Here is a 14,971-nt window from a genome sequence, read left to right as displayed (position 1 = left end):
GGAGGCGAGCGCGACCATGAACACGGAGCAGCGAGCCGACGAGCGAGCGGAGCGGCCGGTGAGGGACGAGCCGTCCGCGGAGCGAGTGAGGAGGCGAGTGCGACCATGAACACGACTCTCGTCGCGGGCGTCGACTCCTCCACCCAGTCGTGCAAGGTGGTCGTCGCCGACGCTGAGACCGGTGAGATCGTACGGGTCGGCCAGGCCCCGCACCCGGACGGCACCGAGGTCGACCCGGCCGCGTGGCAGGCGGCGCTGGAGAAGGCGATCGCCGCGGCGGGGGGACTCGACGACGTCGCCGCCCTCGGCATCGGCGGGCAGCAGCACGGCATGGTCTGTCTCTCCGCCGACGGCGAGGTCGTACGGCCCGCGCTGCTGTGGAACGACACGCGCTCGGCGGGCGCCGCCGACGAGCTGGTCGCCGAGCTGGGCGGGTCCGGCGCGTGGGCCGAGGCGGTCGGCAGTGTGCCGGTCGCGTCGTTCACCGTGACCAAGTTGCGCTGGCTGGCCCGGCACGAGCCGGAGGCCGCCGCCCGGACCGCCTCGGTCTGCCTGCCCCACGACTACCTGACGTGGAAGCTGACCGGGGAGCTCACGACCGACCGCGGCGACGCCTCCGGCACCGGCTACTGGTCGCCCGCGGACGGCGAGTACCGGCCCGATCTCCTGGAGCTCGCCCTGGGCCGCGTTCCCGCCGTTCCGCGGCTGCTCGCCCCGGCCGAGCCCGCGGGGCGTACGGCCTCGGGCGTGCTCGTGTCGGCCGGCACCGGCGACAACATGGCCGCGGCGCTCGGACTCGGCATCCGGCCGGGCGACGTGGTCGTGTCGCTGGGCACGTCGGGTACGGTCTTCGCCGTCGCGGAGTCCTCCTGCGCCGACCCCTCGGGAGAGGTGGCCGGCTTCGCGGACGCGACCGGCCGTTTCCTGCCCCTGGTGTGCACGCTCAACGCCGCCCGCGTGCTGGACGCCGCGACGCGGCTGCTGGGGGTCGGCCACGAGGAGCTGTCCCGGCTGGCCCTGTCCGCGCCGCCCGGCGCGGACGGCCTCGCGCTGGTCCCCTACCTGGAGGGCGAACGCACGCCGAACCGGCCCGACGCCACCGGCGCGGTGCACGGGCTGCGCCTGGACAACGCGACACCGGCCCACCTGGCACGGGCCGCGGTCGAGGGCATGCTCTGCGGATTGGCCGACGGGCTGGAGTCCCTGCTCCGTCAGGGCGTGCGAGCCGACCGGGTCCTCCTCATCGGCGGCGCGGCCCGTTCGGACGCGGTACGGCGTATCGCGCCGACGGTGTTCGGCCGGCCGGTGCTGGTGCCGCCGGCCGGTGAGTACGTCGCGGAGGGCGCGGCGGTCCAGGCGGCCTGGTCCCTGTCGGAGACGCCCGAGCCGCCACGCTGGGAACGCCCGGGCCTGACCACGTACGAGGCCGACCCGTACCCCGCGCTCCGCGAGCGCTACGCCGAGGCCCGCGACCACGTACTGAACCGCTAGGGGTCCGTCCCGTCGGGTGATGGTCCCCCATTCACCTCGCGGGACGCGGACCCGCTGACGCGCTCACCGCTCCTGGCTCTGATCGTCGTCGGCGGCGCGCTGCTCGGCGGCGTGCGGGTGCGGCGGACGCTCGCCCTCGTCGGATCGCCGTTCCCCGGCGTCCGCGTGCTCCTCTTCGGCTGAGGGTCGCAGCTCCCGCAGTGCCTCCTCCACATCCTGGACCGGCGCGCCGAGATCGTGCCGGCTGAACAGGTGCAGCGACTCTCCCGTGTCGATCTCCAGGAGCTCGGTGCGCAGGCCGTGGGACCGGCGCTCGGTCACCACGACGCGCTCGACCTCGTCCCACGGAATGCGCCGATGACCGGCGAACCCGTGCACGACGGTCACTCCCTCGGCGTCGGCGGACAGCCGGACCGGGGCCAGCACGTCGCGCAGGCCGTACACGCCGAGGGCCAGCGCCCCGGCGGCGCAGAGCAGGAGCCGCTCGCGCTCGTCTCCCGAGAGGGCGGCGAGGAACACGAGCAGCAGCGCTCCGGCGAACTTGGCGAACACCAGCACCGGAGCGACCCGCCATCGCTGAGGTCCGATCACCTTTCCAGCATGGCAGTGCCGATCGATCGGATAAATTTGGGCGCTGATGAGCCGTGAGTCCCTCCAGAGCCGGGTCGTCTCCGCCGCCGAGGCCGCGCTGGCGCGCTCGAACACCGTCTCTGCCCTCGACGTCCTGCACGGCATCGGCTGGCTGCCCGCGAACCGCGTCGACGAGTGGCGGCAGGGCCGGGTCGGCCACCTGGAGCAGGCGCTCAACGTGCGCCCCGACCGGCTCGCCAAGGTGATGACGGCCCTGCGCCGGTGGGCCGAGGACGGCGGCCTGCGGCCGGTCGAGGTGCCGTACGTCTCGGCCACGCGTGACCGGGCTCCGCTGCGGTTCACCGCCGACGGTGACGAGGCCGCCGAGCGCGCCTTTCGGACGCACTGGCTCTCACCGGACCTGTCCGAGGCGAAGCGCGCGCGGGTGATCCAGCGGGAGAGCGCGGCACCCGACCTGGTGGTGATGGTGCCGCTCAAGGAGTGGACGTGCGCCGGCTGCCACGGAACGGGAGACCTCCTGGTCATGGAGGACGGCAGACCGACCTGTCTGACCTGCACCGACATGGACCACCTGGTCTTCCTGCCGGCCGGTGACGCCGCCCTGACCCGGCGGGCGAAGAAGGCGAGCGGCCTGTCGGCCGTGGTGGTGCGCTTCAACCGCCGCCGCAAGCGGTACGAGCGCCGGGGCCTGCTCGTCGAGGAGCGCGCGCTGGAGCTGGCCGAGGAGCAGTGTCTCGCCGACGAGGACGTCCGCGCGCGACGGCGTGAGCGCGACCGCGAACGCCGCGCGGCCGAGGACGTGGAGCTCCAGGCGCGGACGGCGCGCGAGATCCGGCGGATGTTCCCCGGCTGCCCGGCCGGACGCGCCGAGGCGATCGCGCTTCACACCGGCACCCGCGGCAGCGGCCGCGTCGGGCGCTCGGCCGCCGGGCGCGCGCTGGACGAGACCGCCGTCCGGGCCGCCGTCGTCGCGTCCGTACGCCACGAGAACACCGACTACGACAGACTGCTGATGTCCGGCGTCCCCCGCGCGGAGGCACGCGAGCGCATCCGCCCGGACGTCGACCGCGTACTCGACGGCTGGCGCGCCGGCCCCTGACCGAACGCGGTTCCATCGCGGCCTCGGCGTGCAGAGCCCGCGCAGTAGCGCAGTCCCTGTCCGCGCGGGCTCGTATCGTGGGGGGCGGATGAGGGGAGCGCCCATGGCGACCGCGTACCGGATCTGCCCGCTCTGCGAGGCCACCTGCGGGCTGGAGCTGACGATCGCCGACGGCCGGGTGACCGGGGCGCGCGGCGACCGCGACGACGTGTTCAGCCACGGCTTCATCTGCCCCAAGGGCGCCACCTTCGACGAGCTGGAGAACGACCCCGACCGGCTGCGCGCGCCCGTGATCCGCGTCGGCGGCGACTGGCGCGAGGTCACCTGGGAAGAGGCGTTCGCGGCGGTCGAACGCGGGCTGACCGGCGTCGCCGGCCGGCACGGGCGGCAGGCGCTCGCGATCTACCTCGGCAACCCGAACGCCCACACGCTCGCGGGCGGGCTGTACGCCGGGCCGCTCGTCCGGGCGCTCGGCACCACCAACGTCTACAGCGCGAGCACCGTCGACCAGATGCCCAAGCACGTCTCGAGCGGCCTGCTGTTCGGCGACTCGCTCGCCATCCCCGTGCCCGACCTCGACCGCACCTCCTACCTGCTGATCCTGGGCGCCAACCCGGTCGACTCCGGCGGCAGCCTGTGCACCGCCGCGGACTTCCCCGGCCGGCTGCGGGCGCTCCGCGAGCGCGGTGGCAGGCTCGTCGTGGTCGACCCGCGCCGCACCCGCACCGCGCGGCTCGCCGACCGGCACCTCGCCGTACGGCCGGGCACCGACGCGTACCTGCTGTTCGCCGTCGTGCACACGCTGTTCGAGGAGGGCCTGGCCGTACGCCGGGACGACGCGGACGGCGCGGACGAGGTCGCCGCCCTGGCCCGCGACTTCACCCCCGAGCGCGTCGCCGGCGTCTGCGGCGTCGCGGCGCCGGAGATCCGGCGGCTGGCGCGGGAGCTGGCCGCCGCGCCCAGCGCCGCGGTGTACGCGCGGATCGGCACGTCCACGGCCGCGTTCGGCACGCTGACGAGCTGGCTGGTCGACGTCCTCAACGTCCTCACCGGGAACCTGGACCGCCCCGGCGGCGCCATGTTCCCGCTCGCGCCGCACCGGCCGGCGGGCGCGCGGTCCCGGCGCGGGTTCCGGCTGGGCCGCTGGCACAGCCGGGTCCGCGGGCTGCCCGAGGTCCGCGGCGAGCTGCCCGCCACGACGCTGGTCGACGAGATCGTCACGCCCGGCGAAGGCCAGGTGCGCGCCCTGGTGACCGTCGCGGGCAACCCCGTGCTGTCCACGCCCGGCGGAGACCGGCTCGGCGACGCGCTCGGCGCGCTGGAGTTCATGATCAGCGTCGATCCGTACCTGAACGAGACCACCCGGCACGCGCACGTCGTCCTGCCGCCGCCCCCGCCCAGCCGGTCCCCGCACTACGACTTCGCCCTCAGTGACCTGGCCGTCCGCAACACCGCGCGCTACTCACCGCCCGCCCTGCCGCTGCCGGCCGGCGAGCCGGACGAGTGCGCGATCCTCGCGCGCCTCACGCGGATCGCCTCCGGTCAGGACGCCGACGCGGACGAGCTGACCATGACGCGCGCTCTGGGCGCGGCCACCGCCGACCCGGCCTCGCCGGTCCACGGCGCGGACCCGGCCGCGCTCCTGGCCCGGCTCACCGGGGAGAGCCCGGCCCTTCGGCGCCTGGACCTCATGCTGCGGCTCGGGGCGTACGGCGACGGCTTCGGCGCGGTGCCGGGCGGCCTGTCCCTGGAGGCGCTCCGGCGCGCGCCGCACGGCATCGACCTCGGACCGCTGCGCCCGCGGCTGCCCGAGGTGCTGCGCACGCCCTCGGGGCGGATCGAGCTGTGCCCGCCGCCCATCGCCGAAGACGTCGGGCGCCTGCGCGACGGCCTCGCCGAACGGCGCGCCGCCGGGCTCCTCCTGATCGGCCGCCGTCACCTGCGGTCCAACAACAGCTGGATGCACAACCTGCCGGGCCTCGTCCGCGGCTCGAACCGCTGCACGCTCCAGGTCCACCCCGACGACGCACGGCGGCTCGGCCTCGCCGACACGGGCACGGCCGAGGTGAGCAGCGACGCGGGCACCGTGAAGGTCGAAGTGGAGATCACCGACGAAGTCATGCCGGGCGTGGTCAGCCTCCCGCACGGCTGGGGGCACGGGCGGTCCGGCACACGCGCCTCGGTCGCGGCGGCTCACGCGGGCGTCAGCGCCAACGCCCTCACCGACCCGCGGATCCGCGACCCGCTGTCCGGCAACGCCGTGCTCAACGGGATCCCTGTACGGGTTCGTCCGATCTGATTACGGTTCGACCGTTACGGTGGATTGTTGTACTGGTCGGTTTCGGCCGTGCCCAGTGTCGACGGAGGTTCCCCCGGTGGTGGAAGACGACTTCCAGGACATCCTTGAGAACTCCTACCGGACGGGCGGCCCGCTGGACGACGCGGTCCTGGACGACCTGCAGGCCCTCGCGACCGCCGAGCACCTCCTCGGGCCCGACCACCCGGACACTCTCACCTGCCGGATCAACCTGGCCCACGCGTACTACGAGGCCGGCCGGGTGGACGATGCGATCACCCTGGGCGAGCAGGCGTTCGCCGAGTGCGGGCGGCTGCTCGGACCCGACGCCCACGACACGCTGATCGCCGGGAACAACCTCGCCTCCGCCTACCGCGAGGCCGGCCGCCTCGACCGGTCGATCGCGGTCTGCATCCAGACCCTCACCCAGGCAGAGCGCAGCCTCGGGCGCGACGATCCCATGTCGATCACGCTGATCAACCATCTCGCCGACGCCTACTCCGCCGCCGAACGCGTCGACGAGGCCATCGAACTGCTCCTGGAGGTGCTCACGGCCCGCGAGCGCGCCCTCGGGCCGGACGCCCTGGACACCATCGCCGCCCGCAACAACCTCGCGCTCGCCTACCGTGACGCCGGCCGGCTCGACGAGGCGGTACCCCTGATGGAGGCCGCCCTCCGCGACGCCGAGCGCGTCATGGGCGCCGATCACGAGGGCGTCCTCACCATCCGGGCCAACCTCGCGTCGCTCTACGACGATCTGGGCCGGACGGCGGAGGCCACCGAGGCGTACGAGCGCGCGCTCAAGGACCGCGAGCGCGTCCTCGGACCCGGCCATCCGGACACGCTGATGTCCGCGGCCACGCTCGGCGCGATCTACAAGGACACCGGGCGGACCGCGGAGGCGGTCGAGCTGACCGAGGACGCCCTGGCGGGCCTCCGGCGGCTGTACGGCCCCGACCACCGCGACGTGCTGCGGGTCCGCATCCGCCTCGCGCACGTCTACCTGTCCGCCGGACGGCACACGGAGGGCATCGCGCTGCTGGAGGACGCGCTCGCCGGCTGCGAACGCCTCCTCGACGCTGACCACCCCGACACCGTCCGGTGCCGCCGCGACCTCGCCGAGGCGTACCGCGAGGTGGACCGCCCGGCCGACGCCGTCCCGCTGCTCGAACGCGTCGTGTCGGACTGGGAGCGGATCCTCGGCCGGGACGACCGCGAGACGATGGCGGTCCGCAACCTCCTCGCGCTGGCCTACGACGACTCCGGCCGCAAGGATGAGGCCGTCGCGGCGTACGAGCACACGCTCGCCGACCGCGAACGCGTGCTCGGCCCCGACCATCCCGCGACGCTGCTGTCCCGCAGCAACGTCGCGCTGACCTACCGCGAGCTCGGCCGCCACGCCGAGGCCGTCGCGGCCCTGTGCGCGGTGGTCGACGGGCGGCGGCGGGCGCTCGGCCCCGACCACATCGACACGCTGCGGTCGCGCAACCACCTCGCCCTGCTGTACGAGGAGACGGGCCGGCTCGACGAGGCCGTCGCGCTGTACGAGGAGGTGCTCGCGGACTGCGAGCGCGCCCTCGGCAGCGGTCACGAGCTCACCCGCAAGGTGCGGTTCAACCTCGACGACGCGCGCCCGCCCCGCTGGGAGCCGCGCTACCCGGTGGAGGAACGGCTCGCCGAGGCGAAGGCACGCGGCGACGCCACCGCGTACCTGCGGCTGCTCGCCGACCTCGACCTGTTCGTGCTCGCGCCGAAGAGACGCGCCGACGACGTGGTGGCCGGGCGGCACGACGTCATCCAGTGGCTGGTGCGCAGCGTGGACGACCGCGACCACGCCCAGGTCTTCACGCGGGGCGCGATCCCGCGCCAGCCCGGCACCGTGTGCCTGATGCGGTCGATCGCCACGCTCGTACGGGAGTGGCCCGACCCGGAGTGGCGGGTGCTGTTCAACCGCGGCGTGCCGGCCCTCGAATGGTCCTTCTCCTCCGGCGCGCTCGCGGAGGCGGCGCGCGACGCCGTACGGCCCGCGGGCGGGCGGCTCGTGGCGAGGATCGACGGCCCGGCCGACGGGGCGCTGGCGTTCGGCCTGGCCTGCGGCGCGCCCCTCGCGGTCCAGGCCTCGGTGCCCTGGAACGACGCCGGCCCGGTGTACGGGGACTACATCCGCGGTCTGCGCTCGCTCCGCGACCTGTGGGACGTCACGAACGCCGAGGAGTGGCGGGGCGCGATGAACGCGCTGCTCGGCGGCGCGGACCACGGCCCGGACACCACGGCGGACCTGAACGAGCGCATCGGCCGGTACGCGGACCACGGTCTGGACACCACGGCGGACCTGGGCGACCGGATCGCCGGGTACGCGGACCACGGCGCGGACGCCGCTGCGGACCTGGGCGAGCGGATCGGCCGGTACGAGGAACGGCTCCGCGCCGACGGCCTCCCCGCGCCGCACGGGCCGGTCCGCGACACGTCGGCCCACGACCTGTGCCGGGCCGTGCACATGGCACGCTGGGGGCTGGAGGCGCACTTCTGCGACCAGGCCACCGCCGAACGGCTGATCGCCGAGGCCGGCGAGCGGTGCCGGCGCCGGTACGGCTCGTGGGCGGAGCTGTCGGCGGCATGGGCGCTGGGCCAGGCGCTGCGTCTCGGCGACGAAGGCTACGACGCGGCACTCGCCACCCACCGCACCCTCACCGAGGCCACGGACGGCCCCTGGCAGACCGTCCCGTGGGAGACACCGCGCTGACTCGCGCGGACATGGGGGCGCCCTACGGCACCTCTCCGGCCGCGGGCGCCCATGACGGACCGTCCCGTGAGAGACCCCTGCGCTGACCCGGCACCCACGCGGACACGGGCGCACCCTACGGCGCCTCTCCGGCCGCGCCCGGAAACGGCCGGTCTCACGGCGCGCGGTCCTCTCTTGTGCACGGAGTGTCTCATCCCGCTTACGACCGATTGACGGTGACGTAACCGCATCGCTCTGTCATGGACCGCACGACGACATGTCCAGCGAAGGAGTGACCGTGGCAGAGGCAACCATCTACGAGTCGATCGGCGGCGAGGCGGCGCTGGTGAGCGTGGTCGACGACCTGTACGTCCGGATCCTGGCCGACGACCGGCTTTCCGGCTTCTTCGTCGGCACGAGCCTGCCCCGGCTCAAGGGCCGGCAGGTGGAGTTCTTCGGCGCGGCGCTCGGCGGGCCGATGGCCTACACCGGCGCCCCGATGAAGGAGGTGCACCGCGGGCGCGGGATCGGGCAGGAGCACTTCGACCTCGTCGCGGGGCACCTCGTCGACGCGCTGCGCGGTGCGGGCGTGCCCGGCCCGACGATCGACCAGATCATCGCGGCCGTCGCGCCGCTCGCCGACGACATCGTCTCCAAACCGGCGCTCGCCGACTAGGGCGCGTTTCAAAGTCCCCGTCCGTAGCGAGCGGCGCCTGGATGCCGCGCAGTAGGACAGCGGGGCCTTGAGACGCACCCTAGGTGGACCTGGCCGGCTGGATGGCCTTGAAACCGGTGAGGGCCTGCCGGCGCGGCAGTGTGCGCAGGTCGTGCGGCGTGCCGTGGGCACGCGTGATCGTGCGCGTCCCGGCTGCCGTGGCTGTGTCGCCCCTCGTATCGACGATGGATGTCCTGGTCGTCGCACCGAGGCGCGCCGGCGGCCGTCGTCCGGGGGTGAGCCCGCCGGCCGCCGCTCCGGCGAACGGCGGCTGTCGGGGTGGGAACGGCGACGGTGAGGGCGGTACGATCCCGGCTCCGCCGTGATCGCGAACGCCGTGGAGGACGGCCCGCGCGCGTCGTGGGAGTCGATTCGCGGCGACGGCCTCTCCCCCGGAAGGACCCCCATGCTCATCGAGAACTCCTTCGACGTCGACGCCGACCCGGACCGGGTGTTCGGCTTCCTGCAGAACCCGCACAACGTCGCCACCTGCTTTCCCGGCGCCGAGCTCACCGAGGACCTCGGCGACGACCGGTACAAGGGCAAGGTCAAGATCAAGCTCGGCCCGGTGACGGCGTCCTTCTCCGGGACCGCCCGGATCACCGAGAAGGACGAGACCGCGCGGGTCGCGGTGCTGGTCGCCGAGGGTAAGGACGCCCGCGGATCGGGCACGGCGAAGGCGACCGCGACGATGCGCGTGGAGCCCAGGGACGGCGGGTCCAGCGTCCTGCTGAAGACCGACCTGACGATCTCCGGCAGGCTGGCGCAGTTCGGGCGCGGCATCATGGCCGACGTCTCCAACCGGATGGTGGGCGACCTGGCGGCACGAGTGCGCGAGCGCATCGAGGCGGAGGCGGACAGCGGGACGCCCGGCGCTCCCGCGACCGAGACCCCGGCGGCGGCCCCGGCGACGGAGGCTCCGGCGACCGAGACTGCGGCGACCGACGCCGCGCCGTCCGAGGCGGGCACGTCCGCGGGCACGACCGAGGCCGAAGCCCCGGTCGCGGCCGAGCCACCGGCCACGACCAAGCCTTCGGCCGCCACGGAGCCAACCACGGGCGCGGAGCCGAACGCGGACGCGGGCGCGGAGTCAGACGCGGGCGCGAACTCGGGCCCGGGCTCCGGCGCGGCGGCCACCGGCGCGAAGACGGCGGGCGACGCGGACAAGGCGGCCGCGCCGGCGGATGCGGCCCCCACTTCGTCCTCGGCGTCGTCCGCCGAGCCCACGAGCGCCATCAAGGCGAGCACCATGATCAAGGTGGTGCTGGCCGGCATGTTCCGGCGGCTGTTCGCGCGCCTGCGCGGCCGTTCCGACCGCGGCTGATCCCGGCGTCAGCGCCTCACCGGCCACCGAGGTGGTGAGGCGCCTCGCCGGGCACGGGCGGTAGGGTCCGGCCTCATGTCTGAACCAGTGGAAGCGGTGCTGTTCGACTTCTCCGGAACCCTCATGGTGGCCGGCCCGTCCGACCGGTGGCTGGCCGGGTTGCTCGCGGACGCCGGGATCGAGCTGACGGAGGCGGAGGTCCACGAGTGGGCCCGGCGGCTGGAAAGATCCGGCGGGCTGCCGGGCGGGAACTTTCCGGCGGACATCCCCGAGGAGATCCGTGCCACCTGGGAGCGGCGTGATCTCGAGGCCGCCGCGCACCGGGGCGCGTACACCTGGCTGATCCGCCACTCCGGCTGGCCGTGGCCCGAACTGGCCGACGCCGTGTACGAGAGCCGCACGCTGCCCGAGGCCTGGACGCCCTACCCCGACACGCTCCCCACCCTGCGCGCGCTGAAGGAGCACGGGATCCGCACGGCCGTGGTCAGCAACATCGGCTGGGACCCGCGGCCCGTGCTCGCCGCCCACGGAGTCGCCGCCCTGTTCGACACCGTCCTGCTGTCGTACGAGGAGGGCCACTGCAAGCCCGATCCCGTGCTGTTCAAGACCGCCTGCGCGCGCCTGGACGCCGACCCCGGCCGTACGCTCATGGTGGGCGATAACCGGCGGGCCGACGGCGGCGCCCAGGCGATCGGCGTCCGCACGTTCTTCGTCGACCCGCTTCCGGCGCACGAACGCCCCGAGGGGTTCGCGCCGCTGCTCGCTGAGGCCCTCAGCCGAGCGCCGCGGCGCGGTGCTCCTGCGGGCTGACCCCCCGCTCACGTTTGAAGGCGGCGCTGAGCGCGAACGCGCTGCCGTAGCCGACCCGCCGCGCGACCGCCGCGACCGTGGCGTCCGGCTCGCGCAGCAGGTCGGCGGCCAGCGCCAGGCGCAGGTCGGTGAGGTACGTCATCGGCGGCTCGCCGACCAGGTCGCTGAACCGCCGGGCCAGCGCGGCCCGTGAGACGCCCGTCCGCGCGGCCAGCGCGGCCACGGTCCACGGGTGGGCCGGCTCGTCGTGCAGCAGCCGCAGCGCCGCGCCGACCACCGGGTCGCCCTGCGCGCGGTACCAGCCCGGCACCTCGGCCTCCGGACGGGAGAACCACGCCCGCAGGACGGCGGTGAGCAGCAGGTCCAGCAACCGGTCGAGCAGCGCCTGCTGGCCCGGCGCGTCGCGGTGCAGCTCCTCCCCCAGCAACGGCAGCAGCGGGGAGTCCCAGTCCTCGGCGGGCAGGACGATGCGCTGCGGCAGCACCCGCGACAGCCGCCCGTTGATCTCGCCCTCGAACTCATAGACGCCGGTGAACAGCGTGGTGGCCCCGGCTTCGTCATCCGTACGGTCGCCCCAGGTCCGCAGGCCGAGTGCCATGGCCGCGGACAGCGACTCCCCCTCCGGCGTGGTGCAGCGCTGCCCGGGGTGGATGACGACCCGGGGCGGCGTGGCCGGATGGTCGGCGACCGTGTACGGGTGGGGACCGCGGATGACCGCGACGTCACCGGGCCGGAGACGTACGGCGGCGTCGTCGTCGGGCACCAGCCACGCCTCGCCGCGCACGACCGACGCCACGGTCAGCGGCGCGCGGTCCTCGATCCGCAGCGACCACGGGGGTGTCAGGATCGACCGCAGCAGGAACGCGTCGCGGGCCCTCGGCCCGTCGAGTATGCGCGCGAGCGGGTCCATGCGCTCACCTTAATGTCCCTGCCGCCGTCGTACCCCGTCCGCGGCCCGCCCCTTGGGCCGCGTGGTCTTCGGCGAGCCGCCCGCCGGGACGCCTGCGCGGCCGGGTCAGCCGATCGCGCGCAGAGTGCCGCCGGGCCGGCGGCGCAGCCGCTCCATGGACTGCGCCGTCGTCTCGTCGGCGGGCAGAAGGACGACCAGCTGTTGCGCGTCCGTGCGCGGCAGCTCCAGCCGTTCTCGATCCCACCGCAGCTCGTGCGCGGTGGGGTGGTTGAGCCGGAGCGGGACCTGCGGCGGGGGCAGCTGACGGCTGAACCGCCGGGTGAACTCCTGCCCGGCGAGGGGGGCGAGTTCGGCCATGAACCACTCCGAGGTCTCCACGGACGGTCCGAGCCACAGGTCGAAGACCTGTTCGTCGGCCACCTGGTCCCAGTCGGGGAAGAGCGTCCGGGCCCGCGGATCGGTGAACACGTAACGCGTCAGGTTCGGCGCCTCGGTCTCCAGCAGTCCGCTCCCCCGCATCACCAGCTCGAACCCGTCAGTGTGCGCGAGCACGTCGCCCAGGCGGTTGGTGACGAACGCGACCGCGGGCTCGAGGAGCCGGAGGGTCGCCAGCACGGTGGGGCGGACGTCGCGGCCGGGCGGCGCCGGCCGCTGGTGCCCGGCGCAGGCCCCTCCGGTGATCTTGGCGAGGTAGCGCAGGTGGTCACGTTCCGCGGCATCCAGGCTCAGGGCGTCGGCGAGAGCGTTGAGCACGGAAGGGGACGGGTTGCGGTCTCGTCCCTGTTCGATGCGGGTGAGGTACTCGACGCTGATCCCGGCGCGCGTGGCCACGTCCGAGCGTCGCAGCCCCGGAGAGCGGCGGCGGCCGTGCTCGGGGAGCCCGAATGACGCGGGCTGGATGCTGTCGCGCTTGGCGCGGACGAAGTCGCCCAGTGGCGTGCCCATGAGCGGAGTCTAGTGAGGGTACCGGTGCGCGCGGAGGGCTCAGGGTGGCCCTGCGGGGGCCAGCCTACGGCCGGTCTGGTTACCGCTCCGGCGGAAGTGGACCGTGGAGCACATGAACGAGAAGCACAAGTTGGTCATCATCGTCGGGAGCGTCCGCGAAGGCCGGTTCGGGCCCGTGGCCGCCTCCTGGGTCGCCGAGCAGGCGCGCGCACACGGCGGGTTCGACGTCGAGGTCGTCGACCTCGCCGACGTCGAGATCCCGCTGTCGCTGCCGGCGGCGCCGCCGAAGTTCGCCGGCGACTCCTACCCGCGCCCCGAGACGATGGCCCCCCTGACGTCCCGCCTGGAGGAGGCCGACGCCTTCATCCTCGTCACGCCCGAGTACAACCACAGCTACCCCGCCTCCTTGAAGGCCGCCATCGACTGGCACTTCACCCAGTGGACGGCCAAGCCGGTGGCCTTCGTCAGCTACGGCGGCGCGGCCGGAGGTCGCCACGCCGTCCTCCACCTGGAGAACGTCCTCACCGAACTGCACGCGGTGACCATCCGCGACGGTCTGGCGTTTCCGAACTACTTCACCTCCTGGCAGGACGGGCGGCCGCTGGACCCCGAGGCGCCCGGGTACGCCAAGGTCCTGCTGGACCAGCTCGCCTGGTGGGCCGCCGCCCTGGGCGCGGCACGCCGCGCTGCTCCGTACCCGGCCTGACAGGAGTCCCGTGGAGTACTCGCCGCCGGCGGCCCTGGACGCACGGACATGCGCGTGAGCGTCTCGCCCATGGCCGCGGCGGCGCGGCCGGCGGTTCACTGAGCTGCATGAAGATCCTGACGGGAGTCTCCGCCACCGCGACGCTGCTGTTCGCCGCCGCACTGGCCGGCGTCTTCTTCGCCTACTCGATATCGGTGATGATCGGGCTCGACGCCGTCAAGCCGGGCCAGGCCATCGCCGCGATGCGCGCCATCAACGTGAAGATCCAAAATCCCCTGTTCCTCATGGCGTTCCTGCTGATGCCGGTCGCGGGGGCCGTCACGGGCGTGCTGCTGCTCGTCCTCGGGCAGCGCACGGCGGGCCTGCTGTTCCTCGCCGCGGCGGCGGTCTACGTCCTGGGGACGCTCGTGCCGAGCTTCGCGGTCAACATCCCGATGAACGACGCGCTGGACGCCGCCCGGCCGTCGGCCGGGGAGCTGGCGCGCGTCTGGTCCGACTACTCCTCCCGGTGGACCGCGTGGAACCACGTGCGTACGCTGTCGAGCCTGCTCAGCGTGCTCTTCGTCGGTACGGGCCTGTTCATCTGGGGCCGTGGCGCCTGAGGTGGACCGCCAGGCCGCCGGCGCCCGGCTCCAGTTCGGGGCGCAGCTCCATCGTCCGCGTGTAGTCGCCGCCCGCCAGCGGCCGGTACGCGATCGGCTCGTCGGTGAACAAACCGCGCAGCCGTTTCGCGTACGCCTCGGTGACCGCGGCGAACCCGGCCTCGCTCACCTCGATGGAGTCCCAGACGGCGAACGGCGGCAGCACGTCCATGCCGGTGTAGTAGAGGAGCCCGTGCTGGATCGGGAACAGCAGTTCGTCCAGGCTGCCGTGGACGCCGCGGGCCGAGAACGACCGTTCGGCGGCGCCGATGGTCAGTGACACCATGGCCCGGCGGCCGGCGAGCGTGCCGTCGCCGTAGAGGGTCCGGCCCTTCGTGCCCACGCCGTACCCGAACCCGTGCGTGAAGACGCGGTCCACCCAGCCCTTGAGCACGGCCGGCATCGAGAACCACCACATCGGGAACTGCAGGATGAGCGCGTCGGACCACAGCAGCTTGTCCTGCTCCGCGGCGATCTCCGGCGCCAGGCGCCCCTCGGCGTACGCGCGGCCGGAGGCGCCGATCACGTCGAGCCGCTCGTCCGGGGCGTGGCCGGGAAAGTCCCCGGCCCCGACGGCGGGCCGCCAGCGCATGGCGTACAGGTCGGAGACGCGGACGTCATGGCCGGCGCCGCGCAGCTCGGTGGCGGCGAACGCGGTGAGCGCGCCGTTGAGGGAGCGCGGCTCGGGGTGTGCGGTGACGATGAGAACGTTCATGTATCC

At 74.1% G+C, this 14,971-nt stretch carries 13 protein-coding genes; 9 read left to right on the top strand and 4 right to left on the bottom strand.

Features of this window, described 5'->3' with window-relative positions; genetic code table 11:
• Positions 1-105: 105 nt before the first annotated feature.
• Entirely contained in the window at positions 106-1,491 is a 1,386-nt protein-coding gene (gene xylB / locus OG417_RS21990) for a xylulokinase (RefSeq protein WP_329259104.1), read from the top strand.
• Positions 1,492-1,554: 63 nt separating this feature from the next.
• Here the strand turns inward: xylB and OG417_RS21985 are convergent, their stop codons facing one another.
• A complete protein-coding gene (locus tag OG417_RS21985) occupies positions 1,555-2,082 on the bottom strand; it encodes a PH domain-containing protein (RefSeq protein WP_329259101.1) in 528 nt (175 codons plus the stop codon).
• A 46-nt stretch (positions 2,083-2,128) separates the two neighbouring features.
• Between OG417_RS21985 and OG417_RS21980 the strand changes: the two genes are divergently transcribed.
• The 6 genes from OG417_RS21980 to OG417_RS21955 all read left to right on the top strand — a co-directional run bounded on the left by OG417_RS21980 (position 2,129) and on the right by OG417_RS21955 (position 11,048).
• The gene (locus OG417_RS21980) at positions 2,129-3,181 is read left to right on the top strand and encodes a DUF2293 domain-containing protein (RefSeq protein WP_329259098.1); all 1,053 of its coding nucleotides are present in this window, start codon (positions 2,129-2,131) and stop codon (positions 3,179-3,181) included.
• 103 nt (positions 3,182-3,284) lie between these two features.
• On the top strand, positions 3,285-5,480 hold the full coding sequence (locus OG417_RS21975) for a molybdopterin oxidoreductase family protein (protein WP_329259095.1): 2,196 nt from the start codon (positions 3,285-3,287) through the stop codon (positions 5,478-5,480).
• A gap of 76 nt (positions 5,481-5,556) precedes the next feature.
• Complete coding sequence (locus OG417_RS21970) at positions 5,557-8,220, top strand: tetratricopeptide repeat protein (protein ID WP_329259092.1); 2,664 nt, start codon at positions 5,557-5,559, stop codon at positions 8,218-8,220.
• 277 nt (positions 8,221-8,497) lie between these two features.
• Positions 8,498-8,875, top strand: coding sequence for a group I truncated hemoglobin (locus OG417_RS21965; RefSeq protein ID WP_329259090.1), 378 nt, complete (start codon positions 8,498-8,500; stop codon positions 8,873-8,875).
• Positions 8,876-9,236: 361 nt separating this feature from the next.
• The gene (locus OG417_RS21960; RefSeq protein ID WP_329259088.1) at positions 9,237-10,238 is read left to right on the top strand and encodes an SRPBCC family protein; all 1,002 of its coding nucleotides are present in this window, start codon (positions 9,237-9,239) and stop codon (positions 10,236-10,238) included.
• Positions 10,239-10,313: 75 nt separating this feature from the next.
• Positions 10,314-11,048, top strand: a complete 735-nt coding sequence (locus tag OG417_RS21955; protein WP_329259086.1) for an HAD family hydrolase — start codon at positions 10,314-10,316, stop codon at positions 11,046-11,048.
• On the opposite strand, the gene OG417_RS21950 is transcribed toward OG417_RS21955, so the two are convergent.
• Together OG417_RS21950 and OG417_RS21945 are read right to left on the bottom strand one after the other, a co-directional pair.
• Positions 11,011-11,958, bottom strand: coding sequence for an AraC family transcriptional regulator (locus tag OG417_RS21950; protein WP_329259083.1), 948 nt, complete (start codon positions 11,956-11,958; stop codon positions 11,011-11,013). The two genes, OG417_RS21955 and OG417_RS21950, sit on opposite strands and share 38 nt — an antisense overlap.
• Positions 11,959-12,063: 105 nt before the next feature.
• On the bottom strand, positions 12,064-12,903 hold the full coding sequence (locus tag OG417_RS21945; protein ID WP_329259080.1) for a helix-turn-helix domain-containing protein: 840 nt from the start codon (positions 12,901-12,903) through the stop codon (positions 12,064-12,066).
• 112 nt (positions 12,904-13,015) lie between these two features.
• Between OG417_RS21945 and OG417_RS21940 the strand changes: the two genes are divergently transcribed.
• Together OG417_RS21940 and OG417_RS21935 are read left to right on the top strand one after the other, a co-directional pair.
• The gene (locus OG417_RS21940; protein WP_329259077.1) at positions 13,016-13,609 is read left to right on the top strand and encodes an NADPH-dependent FMN reductase; all 594 of its coding nucleotides are present in this window, start codon (positions 13,016-13,018) and stop codon (positions 13,607-13,609) included.
• 107 nt (positions 13,610-13,716) lie between these two features.
• Complete coding sequence (locus OG417_RS21935; protein WP_329259074.1) at positions 13,717-14,211, top strand: anthrone oxygenase family protein; 495 nt, start codon at positions 13,717-13,719, stop codon at positions 14,209-14,211.
• Here the strand turns inward: OG417_RS21935 and OG417_RS21930 are convergent.
• On the bottom strand, positions 14,189-14,965 hold the full coding sequence (locus OG417_RS21930; RefSeq protein WP_329259071.1) for an NAD(P)H-dependent oxidoreductase: 777 nt from the start codon (positions 14,963-14,965) through the stop codon (positions 14,189-14,191). The genes OG417_RS21935 and OG417_RS21930 overlap by 23 nt on opposite strands.
• Between the last annotated feature and the right edge of the window lie 6 nt (positions 14,966-14,971).

It is taken from the genome of Actinoallomurus sp. NBC_01490, assembly GCF_036227085.1.
GTDB classification, from domain to species: Bacteria; Actinomycetota; Actinomycetes; order Streptosporangiales; family Streptosporangiaceae; genus Actinoallomurus; species Actinoallomurus oryzae.
This window is presented reverse-complemented; position numbering and strand designations above follow the sequence as displayed.